We start from the raw sequence: 9,928 nt of genomic DNA on the forward strand, positions 1-9,928 counted from the left end.
CCTGTTCACAACTGTTCAAGCCCGCCTCACGCGGAGGGCGCACCGCGTCCCGCGCGTGCGATGACGCGAGGTCAGGTAGTGATGAACACACACGATCAGCACGGCAGTGGACGTACCGGCCCCCGCCCCGGGAGAACGCGGCTGCTCGCCGCCATGGGCGCCACCGCACTCCTCCTCGTGTCGGGGATATCCATCCCGTCGGCCTCGGCCGACGAGGGCGACGGGAGTGGCGGGAGTGGCGGGGGCGACGGCGGCGACAAGGTCCTCACCGTCGCCGTGGCGCAGAGCGTCGACTCGCTCAGTCCGTTCCTGGCGGTACGGCTGCTCAGCACGAGCATCCACCGGCTGACGTACGAGTACCTGACCAACTACGACCCCGAGGACAACCACGCCGTCCCGGGCCTGGCCACCCGGTGGAAGTCGTCGCCGGACAAGTTGACCTGGACGTACACGATCCGCTCCGACTCCACGTGGTCGGACGGGCAGCAGGCCACCGCCGAGGACGCGGCCTGGACGTTCAACAAGATGATGACGGACCCGGGAGCCGCCACCGCCAACGGCAGCTTCGTCACCAACTTCGCGAAGGTCACCGCACCCAGCCCGACCGAGCTGGTGATCCGGCTGAAGAAGCCGCAGGCCACGATGACCGCCCTCGACGTGCCGATCGTCCCCCGGCACGTCTGGGAGAAGGTCGAGGACTTCTCGAAGTTCAACAACGACAAGGACTTCCCGGTCGTCGGGAACGGGCCGTTCATCCTCACGGACTACAAGCCGGACAGCCATGTGCGGATGAAGGCCAACAAGGACTTCTGGCGGGGCGCCCCCAAGTTCGACCAGCTGGTCTTCCGTTACTACAAGGACCAGGACGCCGCCGTCGCCGCCCTGCGCAAGGGCGAGGTGTCGTTCGTGGCCGGGTCGCCGTCGCTGACGCCCGCCCAGGCTGCCTCGCTCGAGAACGAGGAGGACGTCCACGTCAACGACGCCCCCGGCCGCCGTTTCTACGCCCTCGCCACCAATCCGGGCGCACGGGCGAAGGACGGCACCGAGTTCGGCGACGGCGATCCCTCCCTGCTGGACCGGCGGGTGCGGAACGCGCTGTTCATGGCGGTGGACCGCAAGGCGATCGTCGACAAGGTGTTCCGGGGCCACGCGGTCGAGGGCGCCGGTTACATCCCACCGCGCTTCTCGCAGTACTTCTTCGAACCGTCGGCGGACCAGGAGCTGGCGTACGACCCGGAGCGTGCGGCCCGGCTGCTCGACGAGGCGGGGTACCGGACGAACGCCGAGGGCAAACGCCTGGGCAAGGACGGCAAGCCGCTGCACTACCGCATCCTGTGCCACGCCACCGAACCGAACGACAAGGCGGTCGGCAAGTACCTGCAGGAGTGGTGGGGCGAGCTGGGCATCTCGCTCACGCTCGACTGCCTGGACAACGTGACCGACCCGTGGCTGGCCGGCACCTACGACCTCGCCTTCGACGGCTGGTCCGTCAACCCCGACCCGGACTTCGTGCTGTCCATCCACACCTGCGCGGCGCTCCCGGCGACGCCGAAGGACACCGGGGCCACCGACAACTTCATCTGCGACAAGGCGTACGACGAGCTGTACGCCCGGCAGCTCGCCGAGTACGACCCCGGCAAGCGGGCCGGCATCGTCCGGCAGATGCAGTCCCGGCTGTACGACCTGGGGTACATGAACGTCATGGCCTATCCGAACGCCGTCGAGGCCTACCGCACGGACCAGATCGAGTCGATCACCACGATGCCGTCCGCCGCGGGCAACATCTACGGGCAGGACGGCTACTGGAGCTGGTGGTCGGTGGTCCCCGCGGACTCCGGTGACTCCTCCGGGGGGTCGTCGTCGACCGGCGCCGTGATCGGGATCGCCGCGGGCGCCGTCGTGCTCGTCGGCCTCGGGGTGCTCTTCGCCGTACGCCGCAGGTCCACCGCGGACGACCGTGAGTAGCGCGACCGGATCCGCGCTCGGCAAGCGGCCGTCCACGGCACCGCGCGGGCGCTCCGACGGAGCGTATCCGCGGTACGTGGCGGGCAGGCTGGCCGGGGCGGTCGTCTCCCTGCTCGCCGTCCTCGTCACCAGTTTCTTCCTCTTCCGGCTGCTCCCCGGTGACCCGGTGAAGTTCATGACCGGCCGCCGTCCGGTGTCGGCCGGGCAACTCGCCGCGTACCGGGAGGAGTTCGGACTGGACCTGCCGCTGTGGCAGCAGTTCACGGAGTACTGCCTCAAGGCGCTGACCGGGGACCTGGGCACGTCGTACCAGTTCCACGCGCCGGTCGTCGACAAGATCACTGAGGCGCTGCCGAACACCCTGCTGCTCACCGGCACGGCCTTCGTCCTCTACACCGCGCTGGGCGCCTTCCTCGGCACCCGCTCGGCGTGGCGGCACGGCGGGCTCGGCGACCGGCTCAACACCGGGCTGGCGCTGACGCTCTACTCCATCCCGTCCTTCTGGCTGGGGCTGCTGCTCATCATCGTCCTGTCGGTCGGCGTGGACCCGGTCCCCGGTCTCTTCCCGACCGGGGGCATGGAGACGGGTGACAAGGAGGGCTTCGCCCACGTCCTCGACGTCGCCCACCACCTCGTCCTCCCGGTGGTGACGCTGGTCGCGGTCGAGTACGGGCAGACGCTGCTGGTCACACGGTCGGCGCTGCTGGACGAGATGGGCGGCGACTATCTGACGACCGCGCGGGCCAAGGGCCTCAGGGACGACCTCGTACGACGCCGGCACGCCGTGCCCAACGCGCTGCTGCCGACCGTGACGCTGGTCTTCGTGAACCTGGGGCGGACCGTGGCGGGCGTCATCCTCGTCGAGACCGTCTTCTCCTGGCCGGGGCTCGGCGGGCTGTTCTACCAGGCGCTCAGCGTGCCCGATCTCCCGTTGGTGCAGGGGCTGTTCTTCGTGTTCGCCGCCGCGGTGATCCTGATGAACACGCTGGCCGACCTGTTGTATCCACTGTTCGATCCGAGGGTGGGCCGATGACTGCCGAGACCCCCGACACCCCCGACACCCCCGACACCACCGACACCACTGACACCCCCGGCATCACCGGCACCCCTGCGAAGCCCGGGGTGCCCGGCCCGCGCGCCCTCGCCCGGCGGCGGCGCCGGGCCTCCGTCGCGCGCTTCTGGAGGGAGTACCGCAGGCACCGCGCGGGCCTGTTCGGGCTGGCCGCGCTGGGGCTGTTCGTGCTCGTCGCGCTGACCGCGCCGCTGACCGTCGGGTCGGACGTGGACAGGGTGACCGACGCGCCCGGACAGCCCCTGGAGAGCCCGAGTAGCCGGTTCCCGCTGGGCACCGACCAGTTCGGACGGGACCTGCTGGGGCTGCTGGTCTGGGGGTCACGCGTCTCGCTGCTCGTCGGCCTGCTCGCGGCGGCGCTGTCGGTGACGATCGGCGCGCTGATCGGGATCACGGCCGGGCACTTCCGCGGCTGGTACGCCACGGTGATGATGCGGGTCACGGACTGGTTCCTGGTGATGCCGACCCTGGTGCTCGCCATCGTGCTGGCGACGGTCCTGTCCCGTTCGCTCGGCACGATCGTGCTGGCGATCGGCGTCACTACCTGGCCCACCACGGCCCGGTTGGTACGGGCACAGACGCTGGCGGTGGAGTCACGGCCGTACATCGAACGCGCGAGGGCGCTCGGTGGCGGGCACTGGCACATCATGTCTCGGCACGTCCTGCCCAACGTCATGCCGTTGGTCCTCGCCCAGACGACGCTGATCATCTCCTCCGCGATCCTGGCCGAGGCGACCCTGGCCTTCCTCGGGCTCGGTGACCCGGCGGTGGTGTCCTGGGGCGGGCTGCTGCAGGACGCGCGGGAGGCGGGCTCCGTGAGTTCGGGCGACTGGTGGTACCTGGTGCCGCCGGGCATCGGGATCGCGGTCGTGGCCCTGGCGTTCACCCTGTGCGGGCGCGCGGTGGAGGCCGTTCTCAATCCCAGGCTGGGGGTGTCGCGTTGAGCCTGCTCGAGGTACGCGACCTGCAAGTGACGTATCCCGGTGGCGCTGCCGCCGTGCGCGGGGTCGACCTGACCGTCGCCGCCGGTGAGAAGCTCGGCATCGCGGGTGAGTCCGGCTGCGGCAAGTCCACCCTGGCGCTGGCGCTGCTGCGGCTGCTGCCGGCCGGGGCCCGGATCGGCGGGGAGATCCTGCTGGACGGCGAGGACGTGCTGACGATGAAGTGGGGCCGGGTACGGGCGGTTCGCTGGGCGGGGGCGTCGATCGTCTTCCAGGGGGCGATGCACTCCCTGAACGCCGTGCACCGCGTCGGTGACCAGATCGCCGAGCCCATCCTGTTGCACCGCAGGGCCACGCCGGCCGGCGCGCGGAAGAGGACCGGTGAGCTGCTGGAGCAGGTGGGCCTGCCGGCGGGCCGGGCGCGTGCCTACCCGCACGAACTGTCCGGCGGCCAGCGGCAGCGCGTGATGATCGCGATGGCGCTGGCCTGCGACCCGCGGCTGATCGTCGCCGACGAGCCCACCACGGCACTCGACGTGATGATCCAGGCGCAGATCCTGCGGCTGATCGAGGGCCTGGTGGGCGAGCAGGACGTGGGCCTGATCATGATCAGCCACGACCTCGCCGTGCTGGCCGACACCTGCGACCGGCTGGCGGTGATGTACGCGGGCCGGGTGGTCGAGGAGGGCCCGGCACGGCAGGTCTACGAGGATGCCCGGCATCCGTACGGCCGCGCGCTGTCGGGGGCGTTCCCGAGGATAGGGGACCCCGCCTCGCGGTTCGCGCCGCGCGGTCTGCCGGGCGACCCGCCCGACCCGGCGGCGGTGCCGTCGGGGTGCGCGTTCCACCCGAGGTGCCCGGTCGCGCTGGACGTCTGCGCCACGCAGGACCGGTCACTGCGCGAGGCGAGCACGGGCCGGCGGGCGGCGTGCGTGCACGTGGGGTCCACCGGATCGGGGGCGCCCGGCGGCACGGACACCCCCGGCGTCGGGACACCCGGCGACACCGGCACATCCGGCGACACGGGGACGTCCGGCGACACGGGGACGTCCGAGGGCACAGGAACACCACGGTCGGCCGGGGCACCCGTCACCACACGAACACCACCCGCGCCGGCCACACCGGAGGCCCATGCAACACCACCCGCCGACGGCGGGGCGTCCGGCGGTGAATCGGCGGGACGGAGCGACGGAGTGAGGAGCAGTTCCCCATGACGAGCACCACGTCTGAGCTGCTGAGCGTCCAGGGGTTGCACGTCGCCTTCCCCGGCAGGCGCGGCGCACCCGCCGCACGGGCCGTGGACGGGGTCGATCTCGGCATCCGGCGTGGCGAGATCGTCGCGCTGGTCGGAGAGTCGGGCTGCGGCAAGACCACCCTCGCCCGTTGCCTGCTCGGCCTCGTGCCCCCGACCGCGGGTCGCGTCACCTTCGACGGTGCCCCGCTCGAGTACTCCGCCCGCGCGCTGAAGGCCTACCGCAGGCGGGCCCAACTGGTCCTCCAGGACCCGAGCGGCTCGCTGAACCCGCGGCACACGGTGTACGACATCGTCGCCGAGGGCCTGCGCATCCACGGCCACGCCGGAGACGAGCGGACGGCCGTCGGCGAGGCCCTGTCCCGGGCCGGGCTGCGACCACCCGAGCGCTTCTTCCTGCGGTACCCGCACGAGCTCTCCGGCGGCCAGCGCCAGCGGGTCGTCATCGCGGGTGCGCTGGTCCTCGGACCGGAGCTCCTCGTCGCCGACGAACCGGTCGCCTCCCTGGACGCCTCGGTGCGCGGTGAGATCCTCGCGCTGCTGCTGCGGCTGCGCACCGAACTCGGTCTGTCCGCTCTGGTGGTGACCCACGACCTGGGCCTGGCCTGGAACATCGCCGACCGGGTCGCGGTGATGTACCTCGGCCGGATCGTCGAGACCGGCCCCGTCGAGCAGGTGCTGACGGCGCCGCGGCACCCGTACACCCAGGCCCTGCTGTCCGTCCTGCCGGAGGCGCCCGGTACTCCGGTCGTGCTCACCGGTGAACCCCCCGATCCGTCGCACGTCCCCACCGGCTGCCGCTTCCACGTCCGCTGCCAGATCCTGGCCGGTGGCGAGGCCGCACGTGTCGGCGTCGCCGACGCGTGCCGGAGCCGGGACCTGGAGATCCTGCACGGCGGCGACGAGCCCCAGGCCGCCTGCCACTGGGCCCGGACTGCGCATACGGCGGGCGGGGGCGGCGGAGCCGTGCGGCAGGTCTGACGCGCGCGGGCACGGGAGTACATCCCGCCGCGTGTGCCGCACTCGGTCGCCGGTGCGGCCCGGCCGTCGTGGAGCGGAGACGTGCGACCGGCAGCGGCCGGCCCGGTGAGGACCGGCGGGCCGGCCCGGCCGCGGTGTCCGTCAGGCCTGGCGGACGTCCGCCGCGATGATCTCCCGGCACCTGTCGACGTCCGCGGCCATCTGCTCCAGAAGCGCGTCCAGCGTCTCGAACTTCGCCTGGCCCCGAACGAAGGCCAGGAAGTCGACGGCGACGTGCAGACCGTACAGGTCGAGACCCACCCGGTCGATGGCGTACGCCTCCACCGTGCGCTCGGTGCCCTCGAACTGCGGGTTGGTGCCGACGGAGATCGCCGCCGGCATCACCTCGCCCTGGGCGTGCAGCCAGCCGGCGTAGACACCGTCGGCCGGGACGGCGGTGTGCGGGAGGGTCTCGACGTTGGCCGTGGGGAAGCCCAGCTCGCGGCCGCGCTGGGCGCCCCGGACGACGACGCCCTCGACGCGGTGCGGGCGCCCCAGGATCTCCGCGGCGCCCCGGACGTCGCCCTCGGCGACGAGGCGGCGGGTCAGGGTCGAGGAGAACGGCTCGCCGCCGCCCGCGTCACCGGTCACGTACAGGTCGACGACCTCGACCTCGAAGTCGTGGAGCTTGCCCTGCTCGGCCAGGAACTCCACGTTCCCGGCCGCCCTGTGGCCGAAGCGGAAGTTGGGGCCCTCGACGACGGCCTTGGCGCGCAGCCGGTCGACCAGGACCTTGACGACGAAGTCGGCCGCGGTCAGCTTCGAGAACTCCGTCGTGAAGGGCAGGATCAGCACCGCGTCCACGCCCAGGTCCGCCATCAGTTCGGCGCGGCGGTGGTGCGGGGCGAGCAGCGGCGGGTGGCTGCCGGGGCGCACGACCTCGCTGGGGTGCGGGTCGAAGGTGACGACGACGGTGGGGACGCCCAGCTCGCGGGCGCGGTCCACGGCGTGCTTGATGATCAGCTGGTGCCCGCGGTGGACGCCGTCGTAGGAGCCGATGGTGACGACGCTGCGTCCCCAGTCCTCGGGGATGTCCTCCAAGCCACGCCAGCGCTGCACTGTGTCTGCTCCTTGGTGGTTTCCGTGGTGCCTCTTACGCAGGTCTAAGGGTGCCATGCCCTGCGGCTGCCGCCCCCATCGGCATCGGTGCTGTGACGGGGTGCACGCCGCGCGGGCCGGCTCGCCCTCAGGCGAGGACCCGGGCACCCGCCAGATTCTCGATCGTCCGGCGTGCGCTGGGCCCCACGAGCGCGGCCCAGTCCTGGGGCGCGTCGGCCAGCCAGCCGGTCACGCGGGTGGCGAAACCGGGGAGGTGGCGGGCCAGGTCGACCAGGCCGCGGTCGAAACGGGTGGCGCCGTCCGGCGTGCGGACGAGGAGGAGGCCGGTGCGGTGCACGAGGGCGCGCAGCTCCTCGCCGCCGCACCGGGCGGCGGCGTGCAGCAGCGCCTCCAGGACCGAGGGTTCCCGCTCGTGGGCGAGGAGGTGTTCGCGCAACTCGTGGCGGAGCGGGCCGCGCGCGCGGGCGTCGGCGGCGGCGAGAACACCGGCGAGGGCGGCCCGCACCGGCTCGGGACCGTCGTCCAGCAGCCCGGTGACCAGGGGGTGGAGCACGGCGCGGGCCGCGGGGCCCCGGTCGAGGCGCCGGTCGACGTACGCGGCCACGTGCCCGGCGGTCTCCGGACGCTCGGCCACGGCCTCCCCGACGAGTACGGCGACCCGGTGCGCCAGCGCGGGTGTGGTGGCCTCGACGAGTCCGCGCAGCGCCTCCCCGGCGTCCGGGCCGCGCAGCCGGGCCCGGAAGGCGTCGAGGACGGGTCCCGGGTGGGTCGGCAGGGCGGCGGCCATCGCGCTCGGCGGGAGGTACGGGTCGCCCGCCGCGAAGTGGTCCAGCGCCCGCGGGAGGTGGCGGTCGCGGCTGCCCGGATCCCGTACGAGCAGGGCGAGCGCGCCACCGTGCAGGGGGCTGTCAGCGGGGCCGGCGAGCAGGACCAGCGCGGCGTGGCGGAGCAGGGTGCGGTCGGCGGCGGTGCGCGCGTGCGGGGCGGCCCGCAGTCCGTGGGTCACGGCCGCCGTACGCCGCTCGGACCGCTCGTCGCGCGCCCACCGCTCGACGGCGCGGCACAGGGCGGACGGCTCCTCCTCGGCCAGGACGGCGAGCAGTTCGTCGGCGCGGCGGTGCGTGCTGTCGACGAGCACCTCGGTGAGGCCGTCCAGGCCCCGGTGGCGATGGGTGTGCAGCAGCGCCTGCGCGGCCGTCGCGACGGTGGCGTCCGGGGTGGCGGGCAGCGGCCGTTCGTCGTCGAACCAGCGGACGAGGAGCGGCTGTACGGTCGCGGGGTCGGCGGTGAGCAGAGCGGCGACGGTGTCGAGGTGGCGGGGGCCGGGCTCGTGCGGAGGGCCGTCGGCGAGGAGGAGGCGGCGCAGCAGGTCGAGGCGCGAGGCCTCCGGCAGCCGCAGGGCCGTCCAGAAGGCGGGGCCGAACTCCGCGGGCACCGCACGTCCTTCGCCCTTGCGCTCGGCGATGCCGTCGGCGAGCAGCCGCAGCACCTCCGTGTACGGCGTCGCGTCGGGTACGCGGGTCAGCACCTCGGCGAGGAGACGGGCCGCCCACCAGGAGGGCGAGTCGGTGTCGAGGGCGTTCACCAGCTCCTCCAGTGTCAGCGCGAGTTGCGGAACGCCGTGCTGACGGGCGAGGAGCAGTACGGCCTCGACGACGGGGCCGATGCGGTGGTGCGGCACGGGGAGGGTACGGGGGTCGTGCGGGGTGCCGCGACGGTGGACGAGGGCGCGCAGGGCCTCGCCCAGGTCGAGATGGGTGCCCTGGATCCAGTCGGCGATCTCCTCGTGCGCGAAGCGGTAACCGCTTCCGGCGGGTACGAGGAGGCCCTCGGCGAGCACGGCGGTCGCCCATCCGGTGCCGCCGCCGAGCCGGGCGGGGGCCGGCCCCCACGGGAACACCGCCTCGAAGGACTCCCGGTCCAGCTCGCCCTGCCCCGGGCCGAGACTGCGCCGGGCCGCCTCGTGCACCTGCCCGGCGACCTTGGCCGCGAGACGGCGCACGGCGGTGCCGCGCAGCCCGTTCTCCTCGGCCAGACGGGTCGCGACGCGCAGGCACATCAGGTCGAGGTGGGCCGCGAAGACCTCGTCCCGGTCGACGCGGACGGGGGGCGGCGGGCCGGGGACGGCCGCGTGGACCTCCGAGAGCAGACGGAGGGTGAGCGGGTGGCGGTCGTCCGGGTCCGCCAGAACGCCCTCCGGTACGCGGTAGCGTGCGCGCGCCTCCCGGGCCTCGTCGTCCCGGAGGTCACCGAGGCGAACACAGGGCGGGAGCCCCACGGCAACAGCTCCGGCCCCCGCCCCGCCGTCGCCCGCCCCGTCCGACGACGTTCCGACGATCCCACCGGACACCGACGCACCGCCTGCCCCACCGGTCACCGGCACTCCGCCTGCCCCGCCAGACACCGACGCACCGCCCGCCCCACCGGACACCGGCATTCCGCCGATCGCCCCGGACGAGGCCGCTCCGACGCCCCTGCCGGGCCCCCGCCCCCCGGCCGCCGCCCCGCACCGCGTGCCTCCGTCCCCCTGCCCTGACGGCACCCCACCACCAGCCGCCCCCGGCAGCCGCACTCCCCGAGCCATCCCGGGCGGCACCGCTCCGACGGTCTTCCCCGGTT

At 73.4% G+C, this 9,928-nt stretch carries 7 protein-coding genes; 5 read left to right on the forward strand and 2 right to left on the reverse strand.

From position 1 onward, the window contains the following. The first annotated feature begins 81 nt into the window (after positions 1-81). From KUM32_RS02875 to KUM32_RS02895, 5 genes are read left to right on the forward strand one after another with little or no spacing between them, the layout of a single operon-like run. On the forward strand, positions 82-1,965 hold the full coding sequence (locus KUM32_RS02875; protein WP_217140160.1) for an ABC transporter substrate-binding protein: 1,884 nt from the start codon (positions 82-84) through the stop codon (positions 1,963-1,965). After that, positions 1,958-2,998 carry an ABC transporter permease gene (locus tag KUM32_RS02880; RefSeq protein ID WP_217140161.1) on the forward strand — a complete coding sequence of 347 codons (1,041 nt, stop codon included), beginning with the start codon at positions 1,958-1,960 and terminating at the stop codon, positions 2,996-2,998. Before KUM32_RS02875 ends, KUM32_RS02880 begins: the two co-directional genes overlap by 8 nt. Then, positions 2,995-3,981, forward strand: coding sequence for an ABC transporter permease (locus KUM32_RS02885; RefSeq protein ID WP_254404948.1), 987 nt, complete (start codon positions 2,995-2,997; stop codon positions 3,979-3,981). The genes KUM32_RS02880 and KUM32_RS02885 overlap by 4 nt, the downstream gene beginning before the upstream one ends. Beyond that, positions 3,978-5,192 carry an oligopeptide/dipeptide ABC transporter ATP-binding protein gene (locus KUM32_RS02890; RefSeq protein ID WP_217140162.1) on the forward strand — a complete coding sequence of 405 codons (1,215 nt, stop codon included), beginning with the start codon at positions 3,978-3,980 and terminating at the stop codon, positions 5,190-5,192. The genes KUM32_RS02885 and KUM32_RS02890 overlap by 4 nt, the downstream gene beginning before the upstream one ends. After that, the gene (locus KUM32_RS02895) at positions 5,189-6,211 is read left to right on the forward strand and encodes an ABC transporter ATP-binding protein (RefSeq protein WP_217140163.1); all 1,023 of its coding nucleotides are present in this window, start codon (positions 5,189-5,191) and stop codon (positions 6,209-6,211) included. Before KUM32_RS02890 ends, KUM32_RS02895 begins: the two co-directional genes overlap by 4 nt. Before the next feature lie 141 nt (positions 6,212-6,352). Here KUM32_RS02895 and KUM32_RS02900 read toward each other — a convergent pair whose 3' ends face one another. Continuing rightward, a complete protein-coding gene (locus KUM32_RS02900) occupies positions 6,353-7,309 on the reverse strand; it encodes a bifunctional riboflavin kinase/FAD synthetase (RefSeq protein WP_217140164.1) in 957 nt (318 codons plus the stop codon). 127 nt (positions 7,310-7,436) lie between these two features. Beyond that, on the reverse strand, positions 7,437-9,587 hold the full coding sequence (locus KUM32_RS02905; protein ID WP_308408580.1) for a hypothetical protein: 2,151 nt from the start codon (positions 9,585-9,587) through the stop codon (positions 7,437-7,439). Positions 9,588-9,928 lie beyond the last annotated feature (341 nt).

The sequence above is a fragment of the Streptomyces sp. AC627_RSS907 genome, from assembly GCF_019049165.1.

Coding starts and splice junctions, on each gene's coding strand:
- KUM32_RS02875 (WP_217140160.1), top strand. CDS start 82: ATGAACACACACGATCAGCACGGCAGTGGACGTACCGGCCCCCGCCCC.
- KUM32_RS02885 (WP_254404948.1), top strand. CDS start 2,995: ATGACTGCCGAGACCCCCGACACCCCCGACACCCCCGACACCACCGAC.
- KUM32_RS02895 (WP_217140163.1), top strand. CDS start 5,189: ATGACGAGCACCACGTCTGAGCTGCTGAGCGTCCAGGGGTTGCACGTC.